13 protein-coding genes are annotated in these 17,193 nt (G+C 42.3%); 8 read left to right on the top strand and 5 right to left on the bottom strand.

Going from position 1 to position 17,193, the window contains the following annotated elements; genetic code table 11:
- Positions 1 to 83: 83 nt before the first annotated feature.
- From mobC to NBH15_RS11565, 5 genes are all read right to left on the bottom strand, one after another.
- On the bottom strand, positions 84 to 2,090 hold the full coding sequence (mobC, locus tag NBH15_RS11585; protein ID WP_221656168.1) for a conjugal transfer protein MobC: 2,007 nt from the start codon (positions 2,088 to 2,090) through the stop codon (positions 84 to 86).
- 187 nt (positions 2,091 to 2,277) lie between these two features.
- A complete protein-coding gene (locus NBH15_RS11580) occupies positions 2,278 to 2,589 on the bottom strand; it encodes a helix-turn-helix domain-containing protein (protein WP_221656169.1) in 312 nt (103 codons plus the stop codon).
- Positions 2,590 to 2,598: 9 nt separating this feature from the next.
- Positions 2,599 to 2,928, bottom strand: a complete 330-nt coding sequence (locus tag NBH15_RS11575) for a helix-turn-helix domain-containing protein (RefSeq protein WP_221656170.1) — start codon at positions 2,926 to 2,928, stop codon at positions 2,599 to 2,601.
- Positions 2,929 to 3,252: 324 nt separating this feature from the next.
- Entirely contained in the window at positions 3,253 to 3,804 is a 552-nt protein-coding gene (locus tag NBH15_RS11570) for a hypothetical protein (protein ID WP_221656171.1), read from the bottom strand.
- A gap of 18 nt (positions 3,805 to 3,822) precedes the next feature.
- Entirely contained in the window at positions 3,823 to 4,689 is an 867-nt protein-coding gene (locus NBH15_RS11565; RefSeq protein WP_221656172.1) for an RteC domain-containing protein, read from the bottom strand.
- Positions 4,690 to 4,994: 305 nt separating this feature from the next.
- On the opposite strand from NBH15_RS11565, the gene NBH15_RS11560 reads away from it, so the two are divergent.
- The 8 genes from NBH15_RS11560 (at position 4,995) to NBH15_RS11525 (ending at position 17,184) form a co-directional block, all read left to right on the top strand.
- Entirely contained in the window at positions 4,995 to 6,338 is a 1,344-nt protein-coding gene (locus tag NBH15_RS11560; RefSeq protein ID WP_249388342.1) for a TolC family protein, read from the top strand.
- Between the two features lie 5 nt (positions 6,339 to 6,343).
- The gene (locus tag NBH15_RS11555) at positions 6,344 to 7,378 is read left to right on the top strand and encodes an efflux RND transporter periplasmic adaptor subunit (RefSeq protein ID WP_221656174.1); all 1,035 of its coding nucleotides are present in this window, start codon (positions 6,344 to 6,346) and stop codon (positions 7,376 to 7,378) included.
- Between the two features lie 6 nt (positions 7,379 to 7,384).
- On the top strand, positions 7,385 to 10,429 hold the full coding sequence (locus NBH15_RS11550) for an efflux RND transporter permease subunit (protein ID WP_221656175.1): 3,045 nt from the start codon (positions 7,385 to 7,387) through the stop codon (positions 10,427 to 10,429).
- A gap of 153 nt (positions 10,430 to 10,582) precedes the next feature.
- Positions 10,583 to 11,605 carry a helix-turn-helix domain-containing protein gene (locus NBH15_RS11545; protein ID WP_221656176.1) on the top strand — a complete coding sequence of 341 codons (1,023 nt, stop codon included), beginning with the start codon at positions 10,583 to 10,585 and terminating at the stop codon, positions 11,603 to 11,605.
- A 106-nt stretch (positions 11,606 to 11,711) separates the two neighbouring features.
- Positions 11,712 to 14,072, top strand: a complete 2,361-nt coding sequence (locus tag NBH15_RS11540; RefSeq protein WP_221656177.1) for a TonB-dependent receptor — start codon at positions 11,712 to 11,714, stop codon at positions 14,070 to 14,072.
- A 27-nt stretch (positions 14,073 to 14,099) separates the two neighbouring features.
- Positions 14,100 to 15,299 (top strand): YncE family protein, encoded by a 1,200-nt coding sequence (locus NBH15_RS11535; protein WP_221656178.1) that lies wholly within the window; start codon positions 14,100 to 14,102, stop codon positions 15,297 to 15,299.
- A 45-nt stretch (positions 15,300 to 15,344) separates the two neighbouring features.
- Positions 15,345 to 16,010, top strand: coding sequence for a class I SAM-dependent methyltransferase (locus tag NBH15_RS11530; protein ID WP_221656179.1), 666 nt, complete (start codon positions 15,345 to 15,347; stop codon positions 16,008 to 16,010).
- On the top strand, positions 15,997 to 17,184 hold the full coding sequence (locus tag NBH15_RS11525) for an acyl-CoA dehydrogenase family protein (protein ID WP_221656180.1): 1,188 nt from the start codon (positions 15,997 to 15,999) through the stop codon (positions 17,182 to 17,184). Before NBH15_RS11530 ends, NBH15_RS11525 begins: the two co-directional genes overlap by 14 nt.
- The last annotated feature ends 9 nt before the right edge of the window (positions 17,185 to 17,193 follow it).

The raw sequence follows: 17,193 nt of genomic DNA, 5'->3' as shown, positions 1-17,193 counted from the left end.
GGTAAGCAGTATTTATTTGTCCTTAGCGGACACCTCAAAAATAATAAAGTTTTTTACAAAAAAAAAGAATTGCCGTTTTTTTATTACTGCTCCGGCAACAGGTGGCAAAGCACCGGATCGTTCTTGATCCTTTCCAGTTCGTCCTCGACGATCTGCCGGGTTTCGGCCTTAATGCGGTCGTAATTTTCCTGAATCATTTCCTTCATCCGATCAACCCCATCCTCGTCCACAAAATTGGTGATTACGGGAATCTTCCGGTAGGCTTTAGTTTCAGCCGCCACCTTCGCAGTATCCACTACGATTTCGCAATGGAAAATCTTCTGCTCGATGCGTTCGTCGAAGTTATCGGCGATGGCTCCCACGAACATACCCTGCGTGAGTGTGGCGATTTTACTGGCAGGGATCAGGCTGTCGAGCTGGGTGGATATGGATGTGCTTTTGTCGTTCCGGTTGATGGTCATAGACTGGCGTTTCTGCAAAACCTTTCCGAAGCGTTCGGAAAGCATTTTGGCGGTATCGCCTACTACCTGACCGGAGAATATATTGCCGACCGTGTTCATTACCACAGCGGCTTCTTTATCTCCGTAGTCGCGTTTAAGTTGCGAAAAGTCCTGAAAACCGAGTAGGACGCATACTTTATTACTCCGGGCAGTGGCAATTAAGTTATCCAGACCTTTGAAATAGATGGTCGGTAACTCGTCGATAATGACACTACTTTTAAGCTGGCCCTTCTTATTGATAAGTTTTACGATACGGCTATTATAAAGGCCCAGCGCTGCCCCGTAGATATTCTGCCTGTCCGGGTTGTTGCCTACTACCAGCACCTTCGGCTCGTCCGGATTGTTAATATCGAGCGTAAATTCATCCCCGGACATAATCCAGTAAAGTTGCGGGGAAATCATGCGGGAAAGGGGAATTTTCGCTGACGCTATCTGGCCCTGGAGCTGATCTTGAGCGCCACCGAGCCACGCATCCATAAAGGGACTGAGATAGTTTTCCAGCTCCGGGTATGAGGTGAGAATGGGGAAAATATCTTCGTACCGTTTGTTCAGAAATTCTATGGCATGAGGGAACGTACAGTATTTTCCACCCTGATAGATGCGGAGATACCAGATAATTGACGCCAAAAGGATTATGGGGGATTCCACGAAAAAATCGCCTTGTTTTTGCACCCAGGTTTTATTGAGGTTGAGCATTATGGTATAGGCGCTTTCGTAGGCGTCGGATATATCGGTCATAAAGGCCGGATTGATGGGATTACACCGGTGCGACCGGGCCGGGTCGTCAAAGTTGATTACATAGAAAGTCGGTACCTTTTTATACCCGTTTTGGTTGTTCAAAAGGTGGTTATAGGCTATCTCGCTCAGGTCGGGAAATTTGAAGTCGTACACGTACATGGCAAATCCCTTTTCAATCTGCTGTTTGATGAATTGGTTTACGACGGCGAAACTCTTGCCGCTGCCCGGTACGCCCAAAACGATGGCCGCTCTCTGCGGCGCTACGACTGAAATCCAGCCATCGTTCCATTTCTTTTTGTAGTAGAACCGGGTAGGCAGATTGACCGAATATTCGTTATCTATCCGGCGTGTTTCCTGCTGGAACGATTCGTTTTCGACATTGAAAACGTCGTCCATCATATTATTCTTCAACAGGCGCGACATCCATACCCCGCCCATCAGCAGGCAGATATAACCGGCCGACATGGTCAGGATATAAAAGCCAGCGTTGGCATCCATAGGCAGGGGCAGATAGAGCAACCACCAGTTAAAGAAAAAGAGGATAAAGCCGACGGAGAGTGAAATGATAATTTTCCTCCAGGTGATCTTTTCCTCTTTTACCCCCTTTGTTCCCAGACAGGAAAGGGCAAGAAATACAACGGCAAAAAGTTTTGTCCAAAGTATGTTGTGGAACAGCCCTGCCGTGCGGTCGAAATTAAGGAGTATCCTGTCGATTACGCCGACATTGATACCCCACGCCTCGATCTGCTGGTAACAGTACCAGTAGATATTGATTACTACAAATAAAATACTGAGGGCACGCATAAAGTCCATGACTTTGGCCAGGCCCCGGAGATCATCTTCTTGTTGCATATTATAATCGCTTTTAGGAGTTTGAAAAGCGAAAATACGCAGCAGAAAAGTCTAATTGATTGATAATTAATTGTATAGCAGTTTCAGGAAGGGAAGTGGCTGCTTTTGGCATAAACAGCTATAAAAAAACCGCCGCGTTATCACAACGGGGCGGAGTGGAAAAGCAAAAAGAAAAGCAAAACATGGATTATTTCTTTTTCTTCATGTTCCTGAATTTACTGAAATGGGTTTCAATAAAACGAACTACGTCCGATTCCTTATAGTAGGTCTTATGGTAGATCATCTGGAAAGGCAGTTCCCCGGAGGAACGGTAACGCTGCAAGGTGCGTTTGCTGACATTGAGCATCTGGCACAGGTCGTAATTATCCAGCAGCATATCACCGTCGGGCAACAGCGGCCGTTCTTTGACCGGAGTGGCTGCGTGGAGTTTCTCCAACTTGTCGAATCGCTCCATGATGCGGTGCATCCAGCCCTCGAAATGTTCTTTGTCGATAAACATACGCCGATGCTACTGATTTTGAATACGACCTTTATCGGCAAGTTCCTCCAGTGAGGGCTTATCCCGCCGGATGTTTTTATCCTTCAGCAGTTCTTTGACCGCTGCCACGCTGTAATAGGTTTTGCGGCCGATCATGGAATAGGCAATCACTCCGTTGCTGCGGTAGCGTTGCAGGGTGCGTTTACTTACTTTGAGATAGGCGCATACCGTATCTTTATCCAGCCAAAGGTTATCCGGTTCGGATTTATCTTTGGCACTGTCGATAATAAAGCGCTCTATCCGGTCAATTTTTGCCATAAGCTGTTGCCAGGCTTGCGATTCGATTGTTATTGTTTCCATATTACTGAGATTATAAATTCTGTTTTGCAAAGGTGGCAAGGTTTACCGGGGTGTATTCACAAGTTGGGTACACTATTTTTGAATTATTTTATATCCGGTTCATTATCAGTAACTTTTCATTAAAAAAGGCATAAAATTTCCGGGCGGTAATTTCTACTGGATTTAGTATAGAATGTATTCAGCGCGATGTTATATATTGAAATACAGCGACTTACAATACAAGCAAATTGTATCCTGTTCCTTTAAAAATTCAGAAGCACAAAAAAAAGTCCGTATTCGCCTTAAAAGCGATATACGGACAGGAATACTAAATTGGGTATAGCGTTATTCTTTTACTCTTTTCTGGGAATAACATTTTGTACCGTCTGGAGAGAGGACGAAATCGAATGTTTCGGTGGCTCTTTTGTTGGTCAGCGGTTCGTCGATGGTATAGGTGCAGCGGACGACTACCGCCAGTATTTCGTTGTTGTCCCGGCTTTCGTATCGGGCGGTTTTCGCCGGAGCGGTCTGCTCCAGCGAATCTATCAGGTGAGTGTAGCGGTCTACATTTTTTTGATAGAAAGTCATCATGGTTTTTCCCGGATAACGGCTGTTCTTTTCTTTGTCCAGACTTTCCTGATTGCGGGTAAGGGATTGCTGGAGTTGCGCTCTTTTTTTGTCCTTGTCGGCATTAAAAGCATCGGCAATAATCTGAATGCTGTCGGCAACGGTAATCTGCCGGATCTCTTCCAGATTATCAGCCTTAAAATTAAGGTCGTATTTTGTACCCTTGCCGTCTGTCTGTACTACATCGGCAATCAGTTTTTCATACTTGCCTGTCGTACCTCCACAGGAAAACAACAAGGCTACCAATGGTAATAATAAAATCCTTTTCATAAATCTGCATTTTTTAAGTTATTCATCATCATCCTTTTTCTTGCCGGGCTTTGTGTTTTCCATCCGTTTGAGGATTTCTTCCCGCAAACGGTCGAGAAACGGCGTAGGCTGTTGGCGGATGCGCATGTCGTAGAAGTTACGGGCGATGTTGTTACCCAAGTCGATGTTGAATATGTTTACAAAATAGGCGGTAATCTGATTAAGCGGTACTTTACCTCCATTGAAACATCCTACGGTATCCAACGCATAGATCAGTTCGATCAGATCGGTTTTGCTGCCCGTCCATGTCAGTTTAATCTTCGGGAAGGCCCCGGAAGAAACGTTATGCTGACTATTGTCCAGTTCTTCCAGTTCTGAAAGTAGGTAAGCCTGCAACATGTCGTTGGCCAGGATACGGGCGACCTTGAAATCGCAGTTGGTCGAAAACTGCGGATCACGCTCGTAGTAGAACGTTTCCAGGTATTGCTCCATGTCGGGCTTGCCACGCACGAAGTAGGCGGCATCCAGATAGTCGGCACAAGAACGGTAGTAACGATAAAAATCCAGTATCTTATTGTTGTATTCCTGGATGGCATCGAGTTTATTTTTCAGGTACACCCTTTGCGCATCCAAGCTGGCCACAGGACGGTTCATCTCGATGTTATAGACCTTGCGGTAATAGATCAGGTGGCAGAAGATCTTCGGCTTGATCTCCTTGAAAAATAAGATTTCCTCCGCCTCGTCCGCGAAACGGTAATTGATAATGAACTCTTTCAACCGGTCGAACGCTTCTCCGAGGACACGCGAATTTTCCAAAGATTTTTTAAGCATATCCGTCTCTTTCGCTTCATTTTTCTGCAAACGAACTTTTATTTCCTTTTGTAAGATGTATACAAATTCCTTCATATAGACAGATTGATTATGTGGATAACCGATTTGACATCAAACACCAATTTATAGTTTACAAATATCCGCGAATAAACCGAGATATTTTAACCCTAAATCTCATATTTATATCCCTGAAACGTAAAATATTCACGAATAACAGCCTAACTGTTCTGTGTTATTATTTTCCGTATAAATAGGATTTATCATACGGTGACGGGTAAAAGTTTATTGATGTTTTACGGGTAGTTTCCTGTTATTTGCGGTTATTTTTTCTGATGCCCAATCGGGAACTTTGCAGTTGAATAAAATCAAGTGTAAAGCATATGAAGAAATATTGTTTATTACTCTTGGGACTATGTTGTTTTGTCCCAATCCATGCGCAAAGCGTTATAGACAAGTACATCCGGGAAGGGCTTGATAATAACGAAAGTATAAAGCAGCAGACCTTCTTGTTGAAGAAGAACCTGTATGCCCTTAAAGAAGCGCAGTCGCTTTTCTTCCCGAAATTGATCGTTAGCGGCTCTTATAACAAGGCAGACGGAGGCCGTACCGTAGATTTTCCTGTCGGCGACCTACTCAATCCGATTTACAATTCCCTTAATGAACTTACGGGAAGTCAATCTTTTCCTTCTTTGGAAAATATGGCGATACAACTGAATCCCGACAACTATTATGATGCAAAGATACGATTGGATATGCCTGTATTCAATGCGGAACTGTTGTACAACCGGAAAATAAAGCGGACAACAGCGGATATGCAGGAAACGGAAATCCTTTTGTATAAGCGGGAATTGGTTAAAGAGATTAAGAAAGCATATTATCAGTATTGCCAATCGTCAAAGACTGTTGAAATAAGGGAAAACGCAGTGAAAGTGGCAGGCGAAAGTTTCAGGATCAATCAATCGCTTTTAAAGAACGGAAAAACAAACAACACAACTGTTTTAAGAAGCGAAAACGAAGTGACAAGAGCCGAAGCCGCTTTATTTTCGGCATTGCAGGCTCAAAAAAACAGCCAATCGTATTTCAATTTTCTGTTAAACAAGCCTTTTGAAACAGAAATAGAGATAGAAGAACCCGAAATAATCCTGTCGAACGGCAGCTCAAATATTTCTGTTGAGGACAGGGAAGAAATGCAAAAACTCTTGTTGGCATCCGATATAACACAATTGAATAAAGGACTTGCAAAATCATTTATGCTTCCTAAAGTGAATGCGTTTCTCGATTTGGGCTCACAGGGCTTTGACTGGAAAATGAACGATAAAACCCGCTACTATATGCTGGGGGTATCTTTACAATGGACGTTTTCTTTGGGTGGGCAGCATATCCATAAGATAAATGCGGCTAAAGCCGATATCGGTGCGGCGCAAGCGCAAACCAACCATGTCCGGGAGCAATTGGAATTGCAATTACGGCAGGCAATCAATAACCACTTGGACGCCTTGAACAATTATGATTCCGAAAAGTCCCAGATGGATGTCGCTGAGAAATATTACAGGGATATGGTGAAGCTCTACAAAGAGGGACAAGCACTATACATTGAGTTGCTGGACGCCCAAACCCAATATATCAATACTTCGGTGTTGTTAAATATCGCCCGGTATAACGTCTGTATCAAACAGGCGGAAGTGGAACGGGCTAACGCAAGTTTTAATCTGAATAATTATTAAACGCAATGAAAACAATACATTTTATCATTATTGCAGGGATATCATTATCCGTAATGTCCTGCAAGCAAAAGCAAGCCGAAATGGTTAAAAATATAAATGATATTCCAGTTCAGTTGGCCGATGTCAGGACACAGGAAGTCGCAAACAGTGTAACAATACACGGTGCATTGACTACACTTGAAGAGGCGAAACTATCTTTCAAGACCGCTGGAATCATCAGCCGTATATATGTAAAAGAGGGTGATGGAGTATATAAAGGGCAGCTATTGGCGGAACTGAATTATACTGAAATCGAAGCACAATCCATACAAGCCAAAGAAAATGAAGATAAAGCAAAACGGGATTACCAACGTGCCGAATCCTTGTATGCCGACAGTGTTATTTCATTGGAACAGTTTCAAAATGCAAAAACTGCCTGGGTATTAGCCAAACAAGCCTCGGATATTACGGAATACAATAAAACAAATTCGCGGATTATTGCGCCTGATAACGGTGTGGTTTTAAAAAGGATTGCCAACGAGGGAGAACTGATTGGTATAGCCTCTCCCGTATTTATTGTGACAACAAAAACGGGAAACGGCCTGATTTTAAGAGCTGGTGTGCCGGTTACTGATTGGCAATCCTTGTCGGTGGGCGACAAAGCGGGGATTACGATTGACGGTTTTTCCGATAAAAAGTTCAACGGGCGCGTACATCACCTTGCCCTATCGACAGATCAAAGTTCGGGATTATACCTTGTTGAAGTAAAGTTGGAGCCGGCCAAAGAACGTATCTCTGTCGGAATGTTCGCCAATGCCGAAATAAAATCCGGCAAATCACATTCTTATAAAGTTATTCCTGTAAGCAGCCTTGCCGAAATTGCAGGAAAGAAGGGTGTGGTATATATCCCTGAAGGTAATAAGGCAAAGAAAATTCCGGTATCCATTGCCAAAATTGAGGATAATAATGCCTTTATCAGTCAGGGGTTATCGGATATAGACAAGGTTATCAACGAAGGAGCGGGATTTATAACTGAAAGCTCAACCATTAATATACAATAAGGCCCTATGAAAGCATTTATACAGTTTTTCGTAGAGAAAAAGCAGTTTACCTATATCGTTATCGCCGGGTTGTTGATATTGGGTATAAACTCATTGCTGACCATGCCGAGAGGCGAAGAACCGGATATGAATTTTCCGATTTATTCCGTGGCTGTAATCATGCCGGGAGCCACGCCAACGGAATTACAAGATCAGGTAATAAAGCCGATAGAGGATGCCTTTTATGAAATGGATGGCATAAAGGAGATTAAAGCCTCAGCTGCAAGCGGCTTGGCGTATATCGGGCTTCGGTACGATTTTTCTACGGACAGAGACGAAAAGTATCAGGAAATTATACGTGAAATGGAACGATTGCGTTCCGGTGAACTTCCTCAAAACATCGCACAAATTCTTATCAAGCGAACCCGAACAACCGATGTCAATATCTATCAGATTGCATTGTTGTCCGAAACCGCATCCTATGCGGATCTGGAATACCATTCCACCGAATTGAAAAACCGACTAAAAAAAGTGGGCGGTATAAAAACCGTAGAAACGTGGGGATATCCTCGTCAGGAAGTAAAAGTAGAGTTGAATATCAATAAACTTTCGGAGTATAATATTCCTGTCAGTTCGGTATTCACTGCTTTAAAAAGGGATAGCTATACGCTTCCGGCAGGAAATGTTGTTTCGGGAAACACGGCATTCAATGTAAATTCAGGCGATACCTACGAATCGGTAGAAGAAATTGCCAATACGGTAATCCATGTTGCCAACCAGCAGATTATACGTTTGAAAGATATTGCTGATATCAGCAAGGATTATGAAGAAGAAAAGCATATCGTCCGGCTGAACGGTACAAGGGCTGTTCTCGTTACAGCATCCTTAAAAGCAGGATATAATATTCTTGCGGTAGCTGACGCGGCACAAGCCATTATTGATGATTATGCAAAAGTTTTGCCGGCCAACATTGAGTTGAATAAACATTTTGACCAATCGGAAAGCGTTTCTTCCAGGCTTAATCAGTTGCTACACGATTTCATTATTGCCATTTTGCTGGTTTCCATAACCTTGTTGCCGCTGGGATTCCGCTCGACGGCAGTAGTTATGATTTCTATTCCCTTGTCGTTATCAATCGGGGTGTTCCTGTTGAGTATATTAGGTTGCAGCCTGAACCAATTCAGTATTGTCGGACTGATTCTGGCATTAGGGATTTTAGTGGATGATGCGATTGTTATCAACGAGAATATCGAGCGTTCTCTACGTTCCGGGCTTCCTTTGAGAAAAGCGATTATAGAAAGTACCGGCCAGATAGCCCTTGCGGTGATGGGTGTAACCACCATGATTATCCTTGCTTTTATACCCATTCTGTTTATGCCGGAAGTTTCAGGCGAATTTATGCGTTCCCTTCCGCTTGCAGTAATCACAGCCGTTGCCGCTTCCCTGTTCGTTTCATTGGCTATCGTTCCATTCATTTCGGATAAGCTGCTGAAAGAAAAAGTAAATCCCGAAGGAAATATCTTCTTACGCGGATTACACAAGGGAATCCATTGGAGCTACGGGAAGGTTATGGAAAAATCCCTTCGCCATCCGAAATGGGCTACGCTGATTGTTGCCGTAATTACCATTGCTGGATTCTCGGTGGCGGGCAGTATGGGATTCTCCCTTTTTCCAAAAACCGACAAACCTCAGTTTCATGTAAATATTGAAACTGCGCCTAACGCTTCGTTGGACGAAACGGATAAAGTTTGCCGGAAAGTGGAAGATATACTGTCTAATCAACCGGGGGTGAAGTATTATACAAGCAACGTAGGTAAAGGAAATCCGCAAGTATATTACAATGTGTACCAGCAAGACGAACGCCTTAACTTTGCCAATATATTTGTCCAATGCGAAGATGCGGATGTAAAACACAAAACCGCCATAATAGATTCCTTACGGCGGCAATTCCTGAAAATCCCGGAAGCCAAAGTCCAGTTGTTGGAGTTTGAACAAGGGCCGCCGCTGGAAGCACCTGTCGCTATTCGCATTTTTGGGGACAATCTGGATACATTGCGGAAATACTCATTGAAAGTGGAGGAAATTATAAAATCCATAGATGCGGCAATGTATGTAAACAATAGCATCGCCATTTCCAACACAGGGCTGAAAGTTGAAATAAATAAGGAGAAAGCATCCCTTCTCGGCGTTCGGAACGAAGATGTGGACAAGGCTGTGCGAATGGCGATAACAGGGTCTAAAGCCGGGGAAATACAGTTGGATCGGGTGGAACGAAAATCTCCAATCAATATACTTCTGCCTAAAGGCAGGTTCCAGCAAATGGATATATTCGATAAAATATATGTGCCGACCGCAAAAAGGAACGCCGTTCCCTTAACAAGCATCGCCGATATTGCCTTTGAGAAAAATCCGAACTCTATCACAAGGCTGAATAAAGACTTATACACAACGGTAACGGCTTATGCGCAGGAAGGGTATCTTTATTCCCAACTAAACAAAGATGTTGTAGCTAAGTTACAATCCCTGAAACTGCCTGCCGGATATACTTGGAAAGCAGCCGGGGAAACAGAGAATCAGCAACGGTCGTTTTCAGGATTCGGGGCAATCCTTCTGTTTACTCTATTTGCTTTTGTAGCAGCTTTGATCCTTGAATTTAAGAGTTTTAAATCCTGTTTAATAGTCCTTTCGGTGATTCCGTTAGGATTTATGGGGGGCATACTTGCATTATTCATTACCGGAAGTCCCTTATCGTTTATCTCAATAATTGGATTCATTGCATTAGTAGGGATCGAATTGAAAAACTCTATTCTTATGGTAGATTATACGAACTACCTGCGTAAAGAAGGTATGCCGTTAGATACAGCGGTGGCTACTGCCGGAGAAGTTCGGTTTATCCCGATATTCTTAACCACCATGACGGCCGTAGCCAGTATGATACCATTAATTATACAAGGGTCACCATTATACAGACCGTTGGCATTGGTAATTGTTGGAGGGTTGATTAGTTCCCTGCTGCTATCGCGTATATTGACACCGGTTCTGTATAAATTGCTGCCGCCTAAAATCGCATAGTCATGGAATAAATATTCGAAAACGAATCGGGGGTAATTTGGTTTTAGTAAGACGAGAATTACCCCTGAAACGTAAAAAATACCAAGATTTGGGGATTGAATTGTTTTTGGGATACCCGTATCTTTGTAGTCTATTAGAAAAAGATTACATAATATGAGTATTCAATATTCTTCTATCACTCAACCAGGGGCATGGCTGGAAGTTATAGCCCAACAATTCGGTGCTCCTGTCATTGATGACCAGATAAAACTCCCCCGCAAGCTGGGAGAAGGTTTTTTCAGGCAATATTATCCATTTGAGTGGCTGACTGTTTCGTATCTGCGATTCAAAGTGCATCAACCTATGAACGTAGAAAGAAAAGGTGTGCAAAACCGCCCGCTTATCCCAATTGTATTTTATCTGGACGAAGGCGAACAGTTTGTAAACGATAAACAATATACTGTCGGAATCCACAATAACAACGGGATTTTTATGCCATCACCAGAGATTGATACCCAATGGATTTTCCCGGCTAACAAGTGGATCACAAACCTGACATTGACATTCAACAGGGCATGGCTGATAAATCAGATGCAGGATAAAAACACCTTCCTTTACCGTTTGCTGACGGATAAGAAACCGTTTTACATCTTCGAATCGTTTTCCCCTGCGCTTTTGTGTATCGTCCATGAAATCGAGCGTAATATCAATTTATCCCATAATCTGGAACGGTTATATCTCTACGAAAGCATACTTCGGTTGTTCAATGCCTTTCTATCAAAAGCAAACGAGCGATTATTGGATGAAACAAAAAGCAGGATTCATGCTGCCGATATCGCACAATTATTCCAGGTACGTAAAATGGTACTGGACAATCTCGTTGATCCGCCCTCCATGATCGTTTTGTCTCAGGCAGCCGGAATGAGCGTATCGAAACTTCAAAAATGTTTCAAGTCTGTTTTCGGCAAAAGCATTATTCAGTATGCCATAGACGAGAAAATGAAATATGCCCGGAATCTACTTGCGACCAACGAATATTCCGTTTCGGAGGTCGGGTACAAGGTTGGGTATTCCAATCTGAGCCATTTTTCCGAAGCTTTTAATAAGGCATTTCTAATGACCCCTAAAGCCTATCTTTCATCTGTTGAAAATACACAAAACGAGTGCCGTTGTTGTGTGTTGAATAACCGTAAGTAAAGAAATACGTTTCGCGGGTACAGCATTACGTTCTACGGGCAGACCAGCCTTTCCATTAGCCGTAACTTTGCAGTAACAAAAAAAGTACAAAGTTAATGGATTTATTATGTGTAGATTATTTGATTGCAGAAAGTGCGCTGGATGTTTGCTGGCTCTATGCTGCACCACTATAGTTTCCGCCCAGACAATCAAGGTTCAGGTAACAGATGCCGAAACAAAAACTCAGATTGAATACGCCAATATAGCATGGAAGCCTGTCGGTGCTGAAACCTTCAAGAACGGTACAACAACTGATACAAAGGGGAATGCAACGCTTTCCATCGGAAATCTTAAACAGATTCATCTGATGGTAAGCTATATTGGCTATGAAACCTTTTCCGATACGATTCCGACCCAATCAGGAAAATATGACGTAAAACTTCGACCTTCAGCATTAAACATGAAGGAGGTGGTTATCTATGGTAAATCGCAAGAGCAGGTTATCAGGGAATCACCGGAAGCTGTTTCGGTAATCAACATAAAGGAATTGCAGGGACGTTCCGTTTCGCTCGAATCGGTTTTAAATAAAACCACCGGATTAAAAATCGAACGAAGCGGTGGAACCGGCAGCAGTTCTCGTATTATCGTGCATGGCTTGGAAGGAAACCGCGTACAAATATTGTGGGATGGCTTGCCCATGAATACCAATGACGGAAGTTTTTCACTGGATGAGATACCTATCGACATTATTGACCGGATAGAAGTCTATAAAAGTATAATCCCGGCACGCTTCGGATGCGATGGGCTGGGTGGTGCTATCAATATCGTTTCCAAAGAATTTTCGACCGATTATGTGGATGCCTCTTACGAAATAAGCTCTTTCAATACCCATAAAGCGAGTATTTTTTCCCGTAAGAACCTTCCTAAAAGCGGAATTTTACTCGGCTTCGGTGGTTACTATACGTATTCGGATAATGATTACGAGTTTAACGTGCCCGAACGGGAAAACCTGCGTGTGAAAAGGGATCATGACCTATTTCGCTCTTATATGCTAAAAGGAAAATTAGCTTTCACCAAATTGTGGTTTGATGAAATAAGCACGGAGTTTGGCTATTACAGCCGTTTCAACGAGATACAAGGGGTTTTGAAGAATATCCAGCAGGCCGAAAACGATGCCGGAACATTCATGCTTGAAAATAAGATTAAGAAACGTGGATTCTTTAGCGAAAAGCTGGATTTAGAATCTCATTTTTCGTTGCAATACGTGAAGAATAACTTTACGGATACGGCAAGCGTGAATTATGATTTCGAGGGTAACTCTTATCCCAGCCCCAACGGTCAGGGCGAAACAGGCGATGTACCGCATGATACGGACGATAAGTATTTAGATCTGAACGAACGTATCAATTTCGATTATCATTTCACACCCAACCATAACCTGAACTTCAATACGCTTTTCCATTATGCCAAAAGGCAACCGAAAGACGATATTGCAAGCCAACATGCAGGGTTTACCATTGGGGGTTATCCGAGCAATATGACCAGTTTCATTTCCGGGCTTACATGGGAAGCTAATTTTTTCAATAAACGGCTAATCAACATGCTTTCGGCGAAGGTTTTCCATCTGAATTCAAAGATAGAAGACCTGACATCCTATGAAATGATGGAACCGCCGAAGCAAAAACAGAATAAAGCAACAGAGTTTGGTTGGATTGAAGCGATAAAATATGAAGTAATTCCCCATGTCCATCTAAAGGCATCTTACCAACGGGCTATTCGCCTGCCAAATCCGCAGGAATTATTCGGGGACGGGATTAGTATATTCCCCGCTGCCAGTCTGCGGCCGGAAAAGAGCCATAATTTCAATGCCGGATTCTTGATTGACAAGAATAACTTCCTGGGAATGAAACGGGTTCAGTTTGAAACAAGTGCTTACTACATGCAAGTAACTGATATGATTAAACTGATGCAGCAATATCGCTCTGCCGGATATGTCAATGCCGAGAAAGTTGAGATTAAAGGTATTGAAGGTGAGTTGAAGGTAGATGTTACACCAACCGTATATGTTTATGGGAATGTTACCTGTCAGAATGTAAAAGACGTTTTGAAATATGTACCCGGCTCGTCTACGCCCAATCCGACCTATGGCATGAAACTTCCGAACATTCCTTACTTCTTTACCAATTTCGGCGCAGAGTATCACAGTAATAAGTTGCTGGGTAAAAACTGGTATGTGAAAGCGTTTTGGGATAGCAAGTTTACAGAGGAATATTACTATTTCTGGGAAATGACCAACCTTGAAAAAAGACGTATTCCCCGTAGTTGGATAAACGATGTAGGCGTATTGTTCACCTATAAAGGCAAATATTCCCTTGCTGCGGAATGTCATAACATAGGCGATATAGAAGATTGGGATCAGTACCGCCAACCCTTGCCGGGACGGTCGTTCCACATAAAATTCCGATATACCTTTTCAAAAGGTCTTTAAGTTTAACAATTAAAATAAATAGCAAAAATGAACAAGTTGAGATTTAAAACATTTGCCGTACTGGCAGTGATGATGGCCACAGTTTGCCTGATGTCCTGTGACAAAGACGACCCGAAGCCAAACCCGGACGAAGGACAGCATCACTTCCTGTTTCTTCAATATTTAGACAATAGTGCAGCCTATATAGGTACGTTCAGCGACCTTTCCCAAAAGAACGTGGATAACAAGAATGCCTACGAGTTTGGTTTTGGTTGTTATCCGTTCAGTTACAAAAACATAGTTCTTCTGGCTGAAGGCGTTTGGGGCGATAAAATACACAAGTTTGTAAGGGGAAGCGACGGGCATATCTCGCCTGCCGGAACCATGACCTTTGCACAGGGGGCCAAACCCGGCGAAATCACTTTTGTCGATGAACATTTGGCGTATGTTTCGATTAACGGACGTGGAACTATTGCCATGATTGACCCTACGGAAATGAAACAATTGGGCGAAATCGACCTTTCCGCATACGCAGTAGGGGACAATAACCCCGACCCCGGATGTAATGTTCTTCGCGATGGAAAACTTTATGTGGCATTGAATCAGTCGAACTCCACCCATTCTTCTGTCCCCGGTGTTGGTGCAGAGGTCGCCATTATTGATCTGGGAACAAAGAAGGTAGAAAAAGTCATTAAAGATTCTCGTACCCGTCCGGTAGGAATGTTCCGCCATTCATGCGCCTTTACGGACGAAAAAGGCGACATCTATTTTTACAGTGCGGGGATGGATGGCGTAAACCCGTTGAAAGACGGCTTCCTGCGTATTAAAAAGGGTGAAACAGAATGGGACAAAGATTACCATTTCAAATTATCGACAACTTCCATTAAAGGAATCCCTGACGACAATGCCGTTTCACTGGTTCCGTACCTTTACGATAAAAACGGGAATATATATGCCTGTATCCAGTTGCAATCCAAAACAAGTAATCCGCCCGATTTTGTCAATGACAAAAACTTCCAGCCGGTAAAGATTAACGTCTGGAACAAAACCATTGAAAAGATAGAATTACCGTTGACTACCAGCATGGGGTCATTTGCGTATGCCAAGTATGGCGATTTGATTGTCTTCGGAATGACATGCGCTAATGGGACGGGGTACTATACCTACAATAAGAAAACAGGCGAGTGTTCCTCAAGTCCCGTTACCACAACCGTAGGTGTTCCGGCCAGTTTGATTTCATTTGAGTAATAATACCTAACTAAATAAACTGTATAATATTAAAAATTATAGTATATGAGCAGAATACCCCATAAATGCGAAGCCTTTGAAGGTGAATTTTCGATAGGAAAAAAACGCATTACCGCAAATTCATACGTTAAGGATCACCAGAAATTCCCAAAAATATATAGCTCAATAGCAGATATAATATTAGGATTAAAGAAAGAAGGTGACTTTCTTGAAGTTGGTGCAGGAGGTGCATTTTTAGCCTCTATTATAGCAAAGAAGGCAAGTAATGTAAAAATTACTGCAACTGACATATCTCCTGATATGGTTCGACTTGGAAAGGAATATATAAATAAACAAGGATTGGGAAATAGAATTGAATACATACATTCCAAAGGGGAAGCTATAAACTTTCCTGAAAAGAAATTTGATATGATTTATTCTTCCTTTTCATTAAATTATTGGAAAGATCCTATTTTACTCATCTCTAATTTAGAGAAATATTTAAAACCGGGTGGCATTATTTTTATAATGGATTTCAGGCGGGTTTGGTGGGTGCGTTTAATCCCTCAATTTATTTGGAGAGATGTTCCTGTAATTCTTGCAGGTTATACACGTAAGGAAATCCATCGGTTATTCAAGAAAAACAGGAAAAAAGTCCCTGAAGTAAATCACATCTATCCTTTCTCCTTATCAATAACAATTAGAAATAATATCAGACATGAGAAAAGTTAGTAATATCCCCAGAGAAGGTGATGTAAATTGCAACCTTCCGACTTTGTCTGAATACGCAAAGTCTATTGCAGAGTTTTCCAATAAGGAAATCTTACCACTTGTTTCGGAAATGGACATGAAAGCTGAAATGGATAAAAGCCTTGTTAAAAGCTTATTTGAATCAAAAATCATGTCTATTGAAATCCCGGTTGAATATGGCGGATTAGGATATTCTTTTGCCCATACCATAACCGCAATTGAAGAAATATCAAAAGTCGATCCTGGGGTTGCTGTATTTGTTGATGTTCATAATACTTTAGTTATTGGAGCAATCAACAAGTGGGGTACAAATGCACAGAAACAATATTATTTGCCAAAACTGGCAAATAATATTGTTGGTGCATTCTCGTTGACAGAACATCATGCCGGAAGTGATGCCTACTCTTTGTCATGTGAAGCTCGAAAACATCATAATGGGTATCTTATTACCGGTAAAAAGCATTGGGCTACCAATGCACGGGAAGCGGGAATATTTATCCTGATGGCTAATGTTCTTGGAGAAGATTCTATTCCTCATTTAACTGCATTCATCATTGATGATACCACGAATCTGAAGGTGCTTGCTCCGTCAGAAAAAATGGGAATCCGGGCTTCCTCCACTTGCGATATGGAATTGGATTATGTCTTTGTACCGGAAGAGAACATATTGGGAGGAGTCGGTTTTGGAAAACGCATCATATTGGAACTTCTTACGGATGGCAGGGTTGGAATTGCGGCACAAATGCTCGGTCTGGCACAGGGGGCATTTCATTTTGCAAGTAAGTATTCGCAGGAAAGAAAACAGTTTGGTAAAGTGATTGCCAATTATCAAGGTGTTCACTTTGAACTTGCGAGAATGGCAACCCGTATCGAGGCAATCCGCGGCCTTTTAGAGAAATCCGTTCAATTAAAAGCTAATGGTGATTTCATGAGATATTTCAAGTTTGCATGTATGGCTAAACTATACTCATCAGAAGTCGCCGAATACACAGTTTCTAAAGCTATTGAAATTTTAGGTGGCGAAGGTTATATGAAGACATCTCCGGTAGAAAAGATGTACCGGGATGCTAAGATTGGAGCCATATATGAAGGGACTTCAAATATTCTTTTAAAGACAATAGCAAAAATTATATTGAAGACAAAAATCTCCGATTAAAATATGTAA

Origin of the sequence: Parabacteroides caeci, assembly GCF_023656795.1 — a bacterium.
In the GTDB taxonomy this organism is placed as follows: domain Bacteria; phylum Bacteroidota; class Bacteroidia; order Bacteroidales; family Tannerellaceae; genus Parabacteroides; species Parabacteroides segnis.
Note: the sequence above shows the minus strand (reverse complement) of the source record. Positions and strands in the feature narration are given on the sequence as shown.

Coding starts and splice junctions, on each gene's coding strand:
- NBH15_RS11545 (WP_221656176.1), top strand. CDS start 10,583: ATGAGTATTCAATATTCTTCTATCACTCAACCAGGGGCATGGCTGGAA.
- NBH15_RS11580 (WP_221656169.1), bottom strand. CDS start 2,589: ATGTTTATCGACAAAGAACATTTCGAGGGCTGGATGCACCGCATCATG.
- NBH15_RS11530 (WP_221656179.1), top strand. CDS start 15,345: ATGAGCAGAATACCCCATAAATGCGAAGCCTTTGAAGGTGAATTTTCG.
- NBH15_RS11565 (WP_221656172.1), bottom strand. CDS start 4,689: ATGAAGGAATTTGTATACATCTTACAAAAGGAAATAAAAGTTCGTTTG.
- NBH15_RS11540 (WP_221656177.1), top strand. CDS start 11,712: ATGTGTAGATTATTTGATTGCAGAAAGTGCGCTGGATGTTTGCTGGCT.
- NBH15_RS11555 (WP_221656174.1), top strand. CDS start 6,344: ATGAAAACAATACATTTTATCATTATTGCAGGGATATCATTATCCGTA.
- NBH15_RS11570 (WP_221656171.1), bottom strand. CDS start 3,804: ATGAAAAGGATTTTATTATTACCATTGGTAGCCTTGTTGTTTTCCTGT.
- NBH15_RS11560 (WP_249388342.1), top strand. CDS start 4,995: ATGAAGAAATATTGTTTATTACTCTTGGGACTATGTTGTTTTGTCCCA.
- mobC (WP_221656168.1), bottom strand. CDS start 2,090: ATGCAACAAGAAGATGATCTCCGGGGCCTGGCCAAAGTCATGGACTTT.
- NBH15_RS11550 (WP_221656175.1), top strand. CDS start 7,385: ATGAAAGCATTTATACAGTTTTTCGTAGAGAAAAAGCAGTTTACCTAT.
- NBH15_RS11575 (WP_221656170.1), bottom strand. CDS start 2,928: ATGGAAACAATAACAATCGAATCGCAAGCCTGGCAACAGCTTATGGCA.
- NBH15_RS11535 (WP_221656178.1), top strand. CDS start 14,100: ATGAACAAGTTGAGATTTAAAACATTTGCCGTACTGGCAGTGATGATG.
- NBH15_RS11525 (WP_221656180.1), top strand. CDS start 15,997: ATGAGAAAAGTTAGTAATATCCCCAGAGAAGGTGATGTAAATTGCAAC.